Raw genomic sequence first — 13,791 nt, 5'->3', positions numbered from 1 at the left:
GGGTCGTGGCCTTCACGCGGTCGATTTCATCGGTGTCGTGCGCCATCACCACGGTGCTGCCGTCGGCGAGGGCCAGCGCGGCCGCCCAGGTCTCGTCCTGCAGGCTGCGCCCGGCGAGGTCGACCGTCGCGCTCACCCGGTACGCATCGCCGTCCCGCGGCAGACGCCCCGGCAGCGCGCCGAGATTGCCCGCCCGGCGCGTCCCGTCCGGCGCGAACAGGCCGCCGTAATGGGTGGCGTGGACATCCATGGCGATCCAGGTGTCGACGCGGGCCGCCGCGTCGGCCGCGTCGGCGGCGGCGGTCCGGACCTCCAGCCGGAGCGTCTCGGCGAGTTCCTCGCGCAGGTAGTCGGCGGTCTGCCAGTAGACGAAGGCGAACATCGCCAGGGCGAGCAGGGCCGACCACAGGGCGATGCCGAGCGCCCAGCGGATCGCGGTGGACCGGAACAGGTCGGCCGGGCGGAGCAGATCAACCATCGGGCGCCAGCGCGAACCCGGTGCCGCGCACGCTGTGGATCAGGGGGGGCTCGCCGCCCGCCTCCAGCTTCCGGCGCAGGCGCCCGACATGGACGTCGATCAGGTTGGATTTGGGCGTGAACCGGTAGTTCCAGACCTCCTCGAACAGCATCGCCCGGGTCACGATCTGCCCAGGGCGGCGCATCAGGTATTCGAGGAGCTTGAGTTCCCGCGGCAGCAGATCCAGCTCGCGGGTGCCGCGCCGGCCCGTGCCGGCGATCAGGTCGACCGCGAGGCTGCCCACGTGCAGGACGGTCTCGCGGCTGTCGACCGGGCGGCGCAACAGCGCCTCGATGCGCGCCGCGAGTTCGCCCAGTGCGAACGGCTTGGCGAGGTAGTCGTCGCCGCCGGCGCGCAGGCCCCGGATCCGCTCGTCGACATCGCCCAGGGCGCTCAGGACCAAGGCCGGCGTCCGGTCCCCGTCGCGGCGGAGATCCTGGAGGACGCTCAGGCCGTCCCGGCCGGGGAGCATCCGGTCGAGGATGATCGCGCCCCAGACGCCGTCCCGGGCCGCCTGGGCTCCGTCCGGGCCGGTCGCGGCCCAGGCGACCTCGTGGCCGCGACCGCGCAGGTCATCGAGCACGTCCCCCGCGGTCTCCGCGTCATCCTCGATCAGCAGAAGCTTCGCCACGTCTGCCCCCGCTCCGGTTCGCACGCCCCGGCGCATGCCCGGCCCGCACTCCTTGTGCCGGACTTCGCCACGCAAATCGCCCCGGGGGCGCCACTGTGAACCCGAATTTAATGGCATGGCATCGGGTTGGCTCCCTTATTGGAATGACTCTAGCACGTTCCGCCGCCGCCCGTGCGCGCCGGCAGGTGCGCCTTCCGGATTCCACCGATGCGGACTTGGTCTCGCTTCCCCTGCCCGTTCCGGGCCGTCCCGCGCGGCCGGAGGATGGTGGGTCATGCCTAGGAAGCGGCGCCCGCGGCGCCTGATCAACCGCTACGCGAAGTGTCGCCTGTACGATGTCGAGACCGGGACCTATGTGACCCTCGACCGGCTCAAGGACCTGCGCGGCGAAGGTTTCGAGGTCGTGGTGCGTGAGGTCGAGACGGGGCGTTTCGTGACGGAAGACGTGCTCCGGCCAGGCCTCGACGCATGAGGATCCGCGATCTGCGGACCGCGGCGGCCGGTCGCGGCCGGCCGAACCCCTGCCGGTGCCCTTCAGCCCGACGGTGCCCCTCATGGCGCTGACCGCCGAGACATCGGCCGCCGCCCGTCACGCCGAGGCCGACGACCAGATCCGGGCCGACGACCGGTTCCCGTCCGACGCGCCGGCGGCGAAGCCTGAGCGCGGGACGGCGCGGGCCGAGGCGCGCACGGAGCCGGCCCGGCGCGGCGGGCGCGTGTGGCTCGTGGTGATCCTCGCCGTTCTCGCGGCGGCCGGCTGGTATTACCGGGATCCGCTTCTCGCGCGGCTGGGTCTGGCACCGGCCGCACCCGAATCGGGCACGCCCGAAACGAAGGCCGCGGACGCGCCGGCTCAGTCCGACCTCGTCACCCTCGACGAAGCCGGCCAGAAGCGGATCGGCCTCGCGGTCGGGACGGCGGAGACGCGCCGGATCGTGCTGCCGGTGCGCGTCCCGGGCACGGTCGCCTTCGACGAGCGGCGGGTGACGCACCTCAAGCCGCGCACGCAAGGACGGGTGCTGAGCCTCGCGGTCCAGCCCGGCGACCGGGTCCAGGCGGGCGAGACCCTGGCGACCCTCGACGCCGCCGGCCTCCTCGACGCGCGTAACGGCTACCTCGCCGCGCAGGCCTCCCTCGGCGAGGCGCAGGCCTCCGAGGCAGTGGCGGCGCTGCAGCTCAAGCGCGGCCAGGAGCAGCTCAAGTTCGGCGGCGTCGCCCAGGCCGAGGTGGAGCGGCGGCAGGTCGATCTCGCCAAGGCGCAGGCGGCGGTGAAGTCGGCCCAGGCCAATACCGAGATGTACCGGGCGCAGTACCAGCGCCTCGCCCCGACCGAGGGGGCCGCCCCGGGGACCAGCGCCATCGTGACGCCGATCGCCGGGGTCGTGACCAGCGTCGGCGTGACTCTGGGCGAGGTCGTCGACACCACCCGCGACGCCTTTACGGTCGCCGATCCGACGCGCATCCTCGTGCTGGCCAATCTCTACGGGCCGGATACCGCCCGGGTGAAGGCGGGCGACAGCGCCTCCGTGGAGAGCCCGGTTCCGGGTCACGATCCCTTCGAGGGACGCGTCCGCTCGGTGAACGCCGCCCTGGATCCGGCCACCAACACGGCCCCCGCCCGGATCGAGCTCGACAACCCCGGCGATCTGCTGCGCGCCAACATGTTCGTCTCGGTCACGATCGCGGCGGATCTCGGCCGCGACGGCGTCACGGTCCCGGCGGCCGCGATCCAGCAGACCGAGCAGGGACCGATCGCCTTCGTGCGCGTGGCCGAGGACCGGTTCGAGCGGCGCGCCCTGATGCTCGGGATCCAGCGCTCCGACTGGGTCGAGGTGAAGAGCGGCGTCGCGGCCGGCGACACCGTGGCGACGAAGGGCAGCTTCGGGCTCAAGGCGATCCTGCTGCGCAGCCTGCTCGGCTCGACGGATTGAGGCCCCCGATGCGGTCGTGGTTCGCCCTCCTGGTCCGCCGCCGGTTCCTGGTCCTGATGATCGCGCTCGCGGCGGCGGCGGGGGGCGTGGCCAACCTCGAAGGCCTGTCGATCGACGCGGTGCCGGACATCTCGCCCAAGCAGGTGATGATCCTGACCCTGTCGCCGGGGCTCGGCGCGCTGGAGGTCGAGCGGCTCGTCACCTTCCCGGTGGAGAACGCCATGGCGGGGGCGCCCAGCCTCACCGGGATTCGCTCGACCTCGCGGGCCGGGGTCTCGGCGGTCTACGTCACCTTCGCGGACGGGATGTCGATCACCGAGGCGCGCAGTCAGGTCTTCCAGCGCCTGCCGGCGGCCAAGGGCATGATGCCGGCGGGCGTCGGCGACCCGCAGATGGGTCCCATGGCGACGGGTCTCGGCGAGATCTACCAATTCGAGCTGCGCGGGCCGGCCTACACGCCGATGCAGCTCCGCCGCACCCTGCAATGGACGATCGCGCCGAAGCTGAAGCTCACCCCCGGCATCGCCGACGTGAACATCTACGGCGGCCAGATGCCGACCTACGAGGTCCGGGTCTCGGCCGATGCCCTCCGCCGCTACGGCGTCGGCCTCGCCCAGGTCTTCACGGCGCTGACCGACAACAACGCCGCCCGCGGGGGCGCCTATATCGAGCACAACGACCAGCAGGAGACGATCCGCGGCCTCGGCCTCGCCAAGGGGCCGGAGGACATCGCCAACATCGTGGTCGCCACCGGGCCGGGCGGCGTGCCGGTGACGCTCGGGACGCTCGGCCAAGTGGTCGAGGCGCCGAAGGTCCGGCTCGGGGCCGTGACGCACGACGCGCAGGGCGAGACAGTCGTGGGTATCGCGATGATGCAGCTCGGGGAGAATGCCAGCGCGGTGGTCGAGAAGGTCAAGAAGACGGTCGACGACCTGCGCCCGCAACTGCCGCCGGGCATGGAGATCGTCCCCTATTACGACCGCAGCGCCCTTGTGGACCGCACGATCCACACCGTGGAGCACAACCTCCTCGAAGGCGCGGTGCTCGTTATCGTCGTCCTGCTGCTGCTCCTCGGCAACCTCCGCGCCGGGCTGATCGTGGCGGCCGCGATCCCGCTCGCGATGCTGATGGCCTTCGCGGGCATGCGGCTGCTCGGCCTGTCGGGCAACCTGATGAGCCTCGGCGCCATCGATTTCGGCCTGATCGTCGACGGCGCGGTGGTGATGGTCGAGAACGTCCTGCGCGCCCGCGGCGAGCATCCGGACCGGCCGCCCGCGGACCTGATCCGCGACGCCGCCGCCGAGGTGGCCAAGCCCGTGATGTTCGCGGTGGCGATCATCATCCTGGTCTACGTGCCGATCCTCGCGCTGGAGGGCGTGGCCGGCAAGATGTTCGTGCCGATGGCGCTGACGGTCATCCTGGCCCTGTCGGGCTCGCTCGTCGTCACCATGACGCTGATGCCGGCGCTCGCCGCGATCTTCCTCGCCGGACGCGGCGTCGGCGAGCGCGAGACGCGCCTCGTCCACTGGATGCGGGCCGCCTACACGCCGATGCTGCGGGCCGCCGAGCGCCACGCCCTCATGACCGTGCTGGCGACGCTTGCCCTCTTCGCGGCCTCCTGCGTCCTGGCGACGAGGCTCGGCGGCGAGTTCCTGCCGAAGCTGTCGGAGGGCTCGATCGTCATCACCTCCGAGAAGCTGCCCGGCATCGATCTCTCCGCCTCGCTCGCCACGGTGACCCGCATCGAGCGGGTGCTGAAGTCGTTCCCGGAGGTGAAGCGCGTGGTCTCGCTCACCGGCAGCGCCGAGATCCCGACCGATCCGATGGGCGTCGAATCGACCGACAGCTTCATCACCCTCACCGACCCCGCCACCTGGAAGACCGCCGACACGCAGGAGGGCCTCGTGGCGGCCTTCGACAAGCGCCTCAAGGAGGAGGTGCCGGGGGTGGCCTATACCTTCTCCCAGCCGATCCAGATGCGCATGGACGACCTGCTGGAGGGCGTGCGCGGCGACGTGGCGATCAGCCTCTACGGCGACGACCTGAAGGTCCTCAAGGACACGGCCGACGCCCTCGTGCGCACGGTCTCCGGGATCGACGGGGCGGCGGATGTGAAGGCCGAGGCGCAGGCCGGCATGCCGGCGCTCACGATCCAGGTCGACCGCGCCAAGGCGGCCCGCTACGGCATCAACGTCTCGGACGTGCTCGACATGGTCGAGAGCATCGGCGGCCGCACCAGCGGCGTCGTCTACGGCGACGACAATTCGATCACCGAGATCGTTGTCCGACTGGACCCGGCCGACCGCAGCGACATCGAGCGGATCCGCGCCCTGCCGGTCAGCCGTCCCGGCACCGGCGATCCCGGCCGGGAGGCGGGCAGCCGTATGATGGTGCCGCTGGCGATGGTCGCCAGCGTGGACGTCGCCTCCGGCCCGGCGCAGATCAGCCGCGAGCGCCTGCAGCGTCGGATCTCCGTGCAGGCGAATGTCCGCGGCCGCGACGTCCAGAGCTTCGTGGACGCCGCCAAGGCCGCCGTCGCCCAGCAGGTGACGCTGCCGCCACGCTACGCGCTGGTCTGGAGCGGGCAGTTCCAGAACCTTCAGGAGGCGACGGCCCGGCTTACCGTGGTGGTGCCCGCGGCGCTCGCGGCGATCCTGCTCCTGCTGGTGGTGATGTTCGGTGACATCCGCCTCGCCGGGCTGATCTTCCTCAATGTGCCGGTGGCCGCCACCGGCGGCATCCTGGCGCTGACGCTTCGCGACATGCCGTTCTCGATCTCGGCGGCGATCGGCTTCATCGCGACCTTCGGCATCGCGATCCTGAACGGCGTGGTGCTGACGAGCTACATCCGCGACCTGGAGGCGACCGGCCTGGACCCCCGGGAGGCGGCGACGCAGGCGGCCGAGATGCGGCTGCGCCCGGTGATGATGACCGCCCTGGTGGCGGCGTTGGGCTTCCTGCCGATGGCGCTCTCCACCAGCGCGGGCGCCGAGGTGCAGCGGCCGCTGGCCACCGTGGTGATCGGCGGCCTGATCTCCGCGACGCTGCTCACCCTGGTGGTGCTGCCGGCGGTCTATCCCGTGGTCGCGGGCCTGCGCCTGCCCTTCCGCGGGAGGCCCGCGCCCGCGACCCCGCGCCCGGCCGGGGCACGGCGACGGGCGGCGACCGATGCGTGAGCGCGTATCCCCGCCACCTGCGGCGCCGGAATCGTATCCACAATCGGTATGGGGATACGCAATTCTGGCCCGCTGCTCACAAGCATCGAAAAAGACTATGGTGATCCCGATCGGAACAGGAGTCCGGCATGCTGGACGGCGAAGCCTTTGCCCATGAGATCGCGGCGCTCCTGATCGCCGACATCAAGACGTCCGGCGCGCGCACGCGGGCCGAACTCGAGGAAGCCTGCCGGATCTCCCTCGAGAGTCTTCTCGGCGACGCCGCGGTGCCGCCCCAGATCGCCGTCCTGATGCCGATCGGCCTGGACCGGTGGCCGCGGGTGGTCGTGAAGGGACGCCCCCTGCCGGACGTGTAGGGCCGGCCTGACCGTCCTTCAGCGGCCGATGACGCCCGTGCCGCCGGTGGGGCCGATGGCGTTCGGTCCGGTATTCGGGGCGGGCGTCGCGGCCTGATTGCGCTGGATGTCCATCCGGAGCGTATCGCTCCGGGTCGTCTGCTCCTGACGCAGGGCGCGCATCTGGCCATTGGTTTCCATGGACCGATTGGCGGCGTTGGGGTTGGTCTGCTGCACCTGAGCCCGGGCGGGCGTCGCGACGAATGCGGCCAGGCAGAGGCCGGAGAGGACGAGGTGGCGCATGGGGAAGCTCTCGCGCTGAAGGCTCTTGCCGGGTCGACCCGTCGCGGGGCTGCCGGGTTCCCTCCGGTCGGTGTCGCATCGCCGGCGCGACCGGCCGTCCACGCGTCGCGCGGACTGGTTAGCGGGATCCTGCGGAGTCGTCGGCTCCTTCACCTCTTGTTAACGGATCCGGGCAACGCTGCAGGAGGCGATGTTGCGAGAGGCGTTATGCGAGCCCTGTCGGCGGAGGATGAGCAGGCGGTCGAGCGCCTGACGCTTCAGCTCCTTCACGATGCCTATTGCGACCTCGCCGCCGTGTTGCGCGGCGCCCAGCCGCAGGCGGCGGCTGCGATCCTCGGGGTCATGGAGCAGCGCGTGACCGACGTCCTCAGCCGGATCTGCCGCCAGGGGTCCGAGGGAACGGCCTCGGTCGAGATCGCCGTCGCCGTCGGCGAGCGGATCGGCGAGATCATGGATCAGGCGCACGGGCGGGACGGCCGGAGCGAGCGGGCCGCGTAAAGACCCGATGGAAAATCTCAACAACGCACTCCAGCGCGCATCCAGCTACGCCAAACGATACCGGCTGTAGGATTTCCAGCGGGCGCAGGTTCGAAACCGCGGTTCAAAGCACCATCCCGGTTCCGTCCATTGTCCAGCCTCGAGTTGGTGCTTCCTCCCTGCACCAGGGAGAGAAACAGGGAGCAAACTGGCTTCTGCGGTGTACGCCAACCTCGACACGAGAGATTTTCTCCCCTCCCACCGCACAACATCATCCCTGCTTATAAATGCGATCCCGTTCCGACCTGGCCGCTTCAGATCCGGTATTGTTCATTATTTGTTCCGATGATTTGGTCCTTGAAACGGCTCCCGTTACGATCCAAATTGGGAATGCTCGACAGACAGCCGAGCATTCACATGCGACCGATCGCAATCGGTAGCTGTGCTTCACCAAAGTCTTGCAGCGGTAGGCTTCCACATGCCGCAGCGGCTTCGACAGCTTCCCCAGGAACCACACGCGCTGCGTGAGGGGGAATCTGTCGTCGGTCGTTGCGCGGTTGCCCTGCGCTCGGTCTCTGATCTGGAGACCGCCAATGTCTGTATCTACGTCAAAGCTTGTGGCGTTACGAGCGCCAGCTAACACTTTTCCAATCGACGGGGCGCCGCGGATCGAGATTGGACCGGGTATCGAGGCGCGATATGGCCTCTGTCCCTGCAGTGCACTCAAAGCTAATCCGAACAGGGTCCGCGTTCATCCCAAGCAGCAGATCACGAAGCTCGCGCGCGCCATCGAGGTGACAGGTCCCCTCGCCCCGGTAATCGTCGGCGAGGATTACATGATCCTGTCCGGCCATGCGCGGGTCGAGGCGGTTCGCGCGGTTTCCGAGTCGATCCCCATCGTGCAGATCTTCGGCCTATCTGAAGCTCAGAAACGATCATTCCTCCTCTCGGACAATCGTGTCGGCGAGGATGCACGGCTCGACCGACAGCGGCTCGCCGAGCAAATCCCAGAGCTGACGGTGCTCCTCCAAGATGCGGGCTTCGAGATTTCCGACGCAGGCTTTGAGATCGCTGAACTCGACGCCTTGCGTCTCGATTTCGCCGATCACATTGACGCCGATGATGTCGTCGATCCTGCACTGCTGCAGGAGCCTCTGATCCTCCGTCCGGGAGACCTGCTTCAACTCAAGGAGCATCGTCTTGCTGTCGGCGATGCGCGCGATGCGGCCTTGTTAGACCGCCTGTCGGCGGGGGCTGCAGCCGAGTGTGCCTTCCTTGACGTGCCCTACAACCTCTCCCGGGCGGAGCTCAGCGCGCGTGGGAAAGCCCAGCACGCGGATTTCGCTTTTGCGTCCGGCGAGATGAGTCAGCGGGAGTACGTAGCATTCCTGTCGGCGGCCTTCGAAAACGCTGCACGGATCTCGGCGCCAGGGGCGGTGCACTTCGCCTGCATCGATTGGCGACACGTGCAAGACCTGATTGAGGCGGCTTTAGGTGTTTACGGTGCTTACCTCAACCTCGTCGTCTGGAACAAAACGAACGCCGGCCAGGGCGGTCTCTATCGCAACCAGCACGAGTTGATCGGCGTGTTCCGTGTCGGCGAGGCACGTCACCGCGACAACGTCCAGTTGGGACGGCATGGTCGCAATCGGTCGAATGTCTGGACCTATCCCGGGGCCAATGGTTTTGGCGCGGAGCGGCTCGCGGATCTTGCCGCCCATCCAACGGTCAAGCCTTTGCAAATGGTTGCAGATGCGCTGAAGGACGTAACGCGACCCGGCGCGGTGGTGCTGGACACGTTCGTGGGCTCTGGAACGACGATTCTGGCGGGTGAGCAGGTCGGCCGGCGCGTACGGGCGGTGGAGATCGAGCCGCGCTATGCTCAGGTCGCAATCCGCCGGTGGGAGCGAATGACGGGGGGCACGGCCGTTTGTGCCGAGACTGGTCTGAGTCTCGACGAAATGCAGCGGGACCGCCTGGAGGCACAAACAAATACTTCATCGGTGCCAGAACGATCGAAAGCGTTCCCGATATCAGCTCAGCCTGAATCGGATCGGCTCCAGGGCGATCCCGTTGCATCGCCTCCGCCGCGTAAGCGCACGCGATCTCGCGTAGCATGACCGAAAAGACAGGGCGGCGAACGATTGCGGCTCGCTGCCCGTTCCGCTTCTCTCGGGATCCGCAAAGATCAGCCCCGTCGTAATCCATCGTCAAATCAAAATCTGGGATGTTCAATTAATTGGCAAAGAAACGAGCATGACGTATCTTGAGTTGTGTGTCGGGCTTTAGTAGATCCGTTGTTGACGAGGCCGGTTGTCGGTCTTATATTCTGGTCGCTGCTCCTACCGAGTAGCGTCAACGAACTGGGTTCGTTCCATAAGCCTGATGGAAATTCCGAGCGCATCATGCGCGTAGGGCATTCTAGGGCGTCGAAAACTCTCCACGAGAGTTGTGGCGTGCTGGTGTGTCATCGTGTGATGTGCCGGTTTTTCTTGAGGTTTATCGATGAATGACGATGATTACACTGTCGGGCCTGGGCGTCCTCCACGTAAAAATCAGTTTCAAAAAGGCAAATCCGGTAACCCTGCGGGCCGCCCTCGGGGACGACCAAATCGTAAGACTATCGATAAGATCTACAATGAGATGTTTTTTGAATACAAAGTAACAGTCAATGGACGCGAGGGGGCGCGCAGGACCAGCCTCTATGCTGCTCTGATGATGGTTTGGTGGCAGAAAGCTATGGCGGGCGACCTTGTCGCTATCGAGAAGATCACGGGGCGTATTGAAACGAGGTTGGACAGTGAGCCGATCCCGAGAGGCGCCGCGGATAGCCCTGAGGATGATTCTGAGATCCTGCGCCGATACGGCCTATCGGATCTCATCGGGCGCCGGGATGGCGATGAAGGTAGCGAGGAGGGGACCGACGAAAATCTGAGGGCGGCAGATGACGACGATTGATCGTCAGCGCGTTTTGCGGGCTCTCCTGCGCGGCGAACTCGGCGCCTTCGTGCACCGGACGTTTCAGGCTCTCGAGCCTGGGACTCCCTATCTGTACAACTGGCATCACGATCACTTGGCTTGGCAGCTCAGGCGCGTCGCCCGTGGCGAGCTTAAGCGACTGATCATCAATGTGCCGCCGCGCTCAATGAAGTCCATTACGGTCTCGGTGGCATTTTCTGCGTRGCTCCTGGGACACGATCCGACCCGACGGATCATCGCGGTCTCGTACGCCGCCGATCTCGCCCGGAAGCTGTCACAAGACACCCGTACCGTGATGGAGAGCGCGTGGTTTCAGGATTTATTCCCCGATTGCCGTTTGGTGCCGGGCCGACAACGCGATACGGAGCTCACAACTACACGTCGAGGCGGGCGGCTAGCAGTCGGGCTCGGTGGGGGGCTGACCGGGCGCGGCGCTGATATCATTCTAGTCGACGACCCGATGAAGGCGATCGATGCATTCTCGGCGGCCGAGCGGCGGCGGGTCATCGAGTTCTACGAAGGTACGCTGATCTCGCGGCTGAACGATAAGGCCAAAGGCGCGGTCGTCCTCGTGATGCAGCGCCTGCACGCAGATGACCTGTGCGGCCATCTTCGCGCGCGAGCCGCCGAGGATTGGGAGCTGGTAGAGCTTCCCGCGATCGCCGTCAGGGACGAAGCGTTCCGGCTGAGCGATAGGCCGAATCATGTCTACCAACGACCGCGCGGTGAGGTGCTCCAGCCCGGGCGTGAGCCCCTCGTGGTGTTGGAAGGATTGCGCCGTCAACTCGGCACGCTCACCTTCAGTGCCCAGTACCAGCAGGCGCCGGTACCGGCTGAGGGCAACGTGATTCGCAGGTGTTGGCTGCGCTACTATACGGACGCCGAGTGGCCGGAGGGGTTTGAGCGGGTCGTGGTGTCCTGGGATACCGCTTCGACGTTGGGCGAGGCCAGCGACTGGTCGGTCGGGACGGTCTGGGGGGCGCTTGGCTTAGACTATTACCTGCTCGACGTCGTGCGCGAGCGTCTCGAAGCACCTGAGCTGCGGCGGGAGATCGTAAGCCTCAGCCGACACTGGCGGGCGAATGCCACTTTGATCGAAGATACAGAGCTTGGGCGCGCTCTTCATCAAGATCTGCGCCRCAGCGGTGCCTTGTCGACGCTTCTCCATCGCTCGCGCTTCGACAAGGAGGCAAGGCTTTTGGCACAAGCGGCTCGGTTCGAGGCGGGGCAGGTCCATCTACCTTCGGAAGCGCCATGGCTCGCCGACTACATCTCGGAGCTACTGGCCTTTCCGAATGGGCGGCACGACGATCAGGTTGACAGTACCTCTCAGGCTCTCGACCACCTGACCGCCCGCGCAATGCCGCCTCCCCCGCTGCGGCGCCGAAATCCTGTGCGTCGAGAGATCGAGCGTCGCTGATGCGGCTCTCGCATTCGACGACTCGATCAACATAGGTCGGGCTGAGTGAGCGGTGATTCGTAGGATTACGTCCTTAATTTTGGAAGATGCGCAGTGGTGTCCTATTCGACTGGACTGCTTCGCGGAAACGAGCGGTAATGCTCGTGCAACGAAGCAGTTTATGCTTGTCTGCGCAGAGCATTGAGCATGAAAATGCATAGCTTATGCAGCGTCATTTTTCAGCGCGCGCCTGTCGTATGTTCCATTGATATAGATAGGCGATTGCAAGAGCCGCGTCTGCCGCAGCTCAGGCCTGGACCAGGACTCGGAGTGCGGCCCTCAACCCCAGTGCTCCGACGCAAGACGCTTGGCCGATCCGTATTCTGTAACCCATCGGCCGGACGCGAAGACAACCGACACCCCTATGCCGGTTAGCTGATGCAGGCCGTCCGCACGCGGACCAAGGCTTTTCGGTGATCGCATCGCCCTGCAGGCTGGTCCAGCCGCGTGCGGGGTCATGCCAGTGGCGGGGCAGATCCCGCCGGCAGCCCGAGGCGCGCCATGTACTCACGTTGTCCAAGTCAGCTCAACTCTCTCCTGTCGGCGTTCGACCGTCTTTCCGGAGAGCAGGCGGTTTGCCGGCCTTCGGCTGGATGCCCGACGCTATCCCCCACCCCGGCGGCTTGAGGGGTGGTCATGTCAAACCGCAGGATTTCCTGGGCCGCGGCCCTCCGTGAATTGAAGACCGATCGCGTCGGCCGCTGCGCGGTACGCGAGGAGCGTTTGCGCACGAGCGCGGGTCTGCGCGGTGCGCCGAGTCTCGCCATGAGCGTCTGGCGCGGACGCTCCGGTCGCCGCTACGTCGTGGTCATCCAGCCCCTCGATGCTCCCGACTTGGTTGCAGATCAGGCGGCCGTCATCCTCGCGGTCGCTCGCGACCCACAAGGGCAGGCCATCCTCGTCGCGGCCCGCGCCTGCGAGGCAGGCGATCCGGGCTTCCTCGGTTGGCTCGCGGCCTGTGCCAAGCTTGGCGCGGGCGAGGTGCACGCATACCGGCTGGCCGAGGCTCGGTCTGAACGCATAGCGATCGCGGCGGACCTGGACGGGCCAAGGGCGGATGCCATTGCGGAGATGGCCTGATGGCGCGCCGCGAGTTCAGCAAGGCGGTGCTGCGTGCCGCTCTCACCCGCGCGGACGGGCGCTGCGAGGGGCAGCTCACGGATGGAAGCCGCTGTCCATGCAGATTGCAGGTCGGGCGCTTCCACTATGACCACGTCGTTCCCGCCGCCCTGACGGACGACGCCTCGTTGGGCAATTGTCAGGTGCTGTGCCGCCCCTGCCATGCGGCCAAAACGGTGACGGATATCGGTATGATCGCTCGGGTGCGCCGGATCCGCGATCGACATACGGGCATCGCTGACCCACACCGCCGGCCATTGCCCGGTAGCAGGGCCAGCCCGTTCAAGCGGCTGATCGGCGGCGGGGTCGTCCGACGCCATACCGGTGAGCGGTTGGATCGAGGTGACAAATAGAATGTCACCTCGCGGAGCTGAGCCATGCGTGTTGGATTCGGAAGATCTACGGAAACTATTTTCGATCATCGGTCAGGTTGAAATTCAATTTCATCGCTACCGTGCAAAATTAATCTTGACAAGCCGAGGATAAATTTGTGGTCAAAAATAAGATGTGGCAGAACGATGCTCGTAAGAGATTGAATCTGCCTTTCCGTCAGGCTGGAGCGGGCCAGACCAAGCGCCCCTGATGGATCGGCGGCAGCCGTCAAGGCGTGCGCTCGTCGGCGCCGACGTTCCAGCGGTCAAAGCCACGGGCGCGCTCGCGCTGGCCCAAACCGCGACCCGGATCCATCGTTTACTCGTCCTTAACCATAATTTCAGATGCTGCATCGGCAGGAGGTGCGGCTTTGCAGCTGCGGTCGCAATCAGGATGTGTGATCGGAAGACTCGTTTTCCGATGAGGTGAGTACCATGATCGCTTTATCGGGAAGACCATCGCGTAAAAATACGAACGATCACGCCGAGCATT

13 protein-coding genes and 1 pseudogene are annotated in these 13,791 nt (G+C 66.6%); 10 read left to right on the top strand and 4 right to left on the bottom strand.

Features of this window, described 5'->3' with window-relative positions; genetic code table 11:
- Together AC1DXK_RS20970 and AC1DXK_RS20965 are read right to left on the bottom strand one after the other, a co-directional pair.
- A pseudogene (locus tag AC1DXK_RS20970) lies at positions 1-478 on the bottom strand (histidine kinase); the annotation flags it as partial.
- Positions 471-1,148 carry a response regulator transcription factor gene (locus AC1DXK_RS20965; RefSeq protein WP_477298942.1) on the bottom strand — a complete coding sequence of 226 codons (678 nt, stop codon included), beginning with the start codon at positions 1,146-1,148 and terminating at the stop codon, positions 471-473. The pseudogene AC1DXK_RS20970 and the gene AC1DXK_RS20965, both read right to left, overlap by 8 nt.
- Before the next feature lie 274 nt (positions 1,149-1,422).
- Here AC1DXK_RS20965 and AC1DXK_RS20960 point away from each other — a divergent pair, with 274 nt between their 5' ends.
- The 4 genes from AC1DXK_RS20960 to AC1DXK_RS20945 all read left to right on the top strand — a co-directional run bounded on the left by AC1DXK_RS20960 (position 1,423) and on the right by AC1DXK_RS20945 (position 6,611).
- Complete coding sequence (locus AC1DXK_RS20960; protein WP_457107175.1) at positions 1,423-1,620, top strand: polyhydroxyalkanoate synthesis regulator DNA-binding domain-containing protein; 198 nt, start codon at positions 1,423-1,425, stop codon at positions 1,618-1,620.
- Positions 1,621-1,675: 55 nt separating this feature from the next.
- Positions 1,676-3,079, top strand: coding sequence for an efflux RND transporter periplasmic adaptor subunit (locus AC1DXK_RS20955; protein WP_477298940.1), 1,404 nt, complete (start codon positions 1,676-1,678; stop codon positions 3,077-3,079).
- 8 nt (positions 3,080-3,087) lie between these two features.
- Positions 3,088-6,255 carry an efflux RND transporter permease subunit gene (locus tag AC1DXK_RS20950; RefSeq protein ID WP_477298938.1) on the top strand — a complete coding sequence of 1,056 codons (3,168 nt, stop codon included), beginning with the start codon at positions 3,088-3,090 and terminating at the stop codon, positions 6,253-6,255.
- Positions 6,256-6,383: 128 nt separating this feature from the next.
- Entirely contained in the window at positions 6,384-6,611 is a 228-nt protein-coding gene (locus tag AC1DXK_RS20945; RefSeq protein WP_457107178.1) for a hypothetical protein, read from the top strand.
- 18 nt (positions 6,612-6,629) lie between these two features.
- Here the strand turns inward: AC1DXK_RS20945 and AC1DXK_RS20940 are convergent, their stop codons facing one another.
- Entirely contained in the window at positions 6,630-6,893 is a 264-nt protein-coding gene (locus AC1DXK_RS20940) for a hypothetical protein (RefSeq protein WP_477298936.1), read from the bottom strand.
- A 207-nt stretch (positions 6,894-7,100) separates the two neighbouring features.
- Here AC1DXK_RS20940 and AC1DXK_RS20935 point away from each other — a divergent pair, with 207 nt between their 5' ends.
- The 6 genes from AC1DXK_RS20935 (at position 7,101) to AC1DXK_RS20910 (ending at position 13,280) form a co-directional block, all read left to right on the top strand.
- Positions 7,101-7,391: a hypothetical protein gene (locus AC1DXK_RS20935; protein ID WP_477298934.1), complete on the top strand. Its 291-nt coding sequence runs from the start codon at positions 7,101-7,103 to the stop codon at positions 7,389-7,391.
- Positions 7,392-8,206: 815 nt separating this feature from the next.
- Positions 8,207-9,490, top strand: coding sequence for a DNA modification methylase (locus AC1DXK_RS20930; protein ID WP_477298932.1), 1,284 nt, complete (start codon positions 8,207-8,209; stop codon positions 9,488-9,490).
- Positions 9,491-9,875: 385 nt separating this feature from the next.
- Entirely contained in the window at positions 9,876-10,328 is a 453-nt protein-coding gene (locus AC1DXK_RS20925; RefSeq protein WP_477298930.1) for a DUF5681 domain-containing protein, read from the top strand.
- Entirely contained in the window at positions 10,315-11,769 is a 1,455-nt protein-coding gene (gene terL / locus AC1DXK_RS20920; protein ID WP_477298928.1) for a phage terminase large subunit, read from the top strand. The genes AC1DXK_RS20925 and terL overlap by 14 nt, the downstream gene beginning before the upstream one ends.
- 804 nt (positions 11,770-12,573) lie before the next feature.
- Positions 12,574-12,888: a hypothetical protein gene (locus AC1DXK_RS20915; protein ID WP_477298927.1), complete on the top strand. Its 315-nt coding sequence runs from the start codon at positions 12,574-12,576 to the stop codon at positions 12,886-12,888.
- Positions 12,888-13,280 carry an HNH endonuclease signature motif containing protein gene (locus AC1DXK_RS20910; protein ID WP_477298925.1) on the top strand — a complete coding sequence of 131 codons (393 nt, stop codon included), beginning with the start codon at positions 12,888-12,890 and terminating at the stop codon, positions 13,278-13,280. The genes AC1DXK_RS20915 and AC1DXK_RS20910 overlap by 1 nt, the downstream gene beginning before the upstream one ends.
- Before the next feature lie 65 nt (positions 13,281-13,345).
- On the opposite strand, the gene AC1DXK_RS20905 is transcribed toward AC1DXK_RS20910, so the two are convergent.
- Entirely contained in the window at positions 13,346-13,531 is a 186-nt protein-coding gene (locus tag AC1DXK_RS20905) for a hypothetical protein (protein WP_477298923.1), read from the bottom strand.
- Between the last annotated feature and the right edge of the window lie 260 nt (positions 13,532-13,791).

The sequence above is a fragment of the Methylobacterium sp. P3_A11 genome (assembly GCF_056403155.1).
Note: the sequence above shows the minus strand (reverse complement) of the source record. Positions and strands in the feature narration are given on the sequence as shown.

Bases quoted from the DNA above. Each gene is read 5' to 3' on its own strand.
- AC1DXK_RS20960 (WP_457107175.1), top strand. From the start codon at position 1,423: ATGCCTAGGAAGCGGCGCCCGCGGCGCCTGATCAACCGCTACGCGAAG.
- AC1DXK_RS20950 (WP_477298938.1), top strand. From the start codon at position 3,088: ATGCGGTCGTGGTTCGCCCTCCTGGTCCGCCGCCGGTTCCTGGTCCTG.
- AC1DXK_RS20945 (WP_457107178.1), top strand. From the start codon at position 6,384: ATGCTGGACGGCGAAGCCTTTGCCCATGAGATCGCGGCGCTCCTGATC.
- AC1DXK_RS20940 (WP_477298936.1), bottom strand. From the start codon at position 6,893: ATGCGCCACCTCGTCCTCTCCGGCCTCTGCCTGGCCGCATTCGTCGCG.
- AC1DXK_RS20935 (WP_477298934.1), top strand. From the start codon at position 7,101: ATGCGAGCCCTGTCGGCGGAGGATGAGCAGGCGGTCGAGCGCCTGACG.
- AC1DXK_RS20930 (WP_477298932.1), top strand. From the start codon at position 8,207: ATGATCCTGTCCGGCCATGCGCGGGTCGAGGCGGTTCGCGCGGTTTCC.
- AC1DXK_RS20925 (WP_477298930.1), top strand. From the start codon at position 9,876: ATGAATGACGATGATTACACTGTCGGGCCTGGGCGTCCTCCACGTAAA.
- AC1DXK_RS20915 (WP_477298927.1), top strand. From the start codon at position 12,574: ATGAGCGTCTGGCGCGGACGCTCCGGTCGCCGCTACGTCGTGGTCATC.
- AC1DXK_RS20910 (WP_477298925.1), top strand. From the start codon at position 12,888: ATGGCGCGCCGCGAGTTCAGCAAGGCGGTGCTGCGTGCCGCTCTCACC.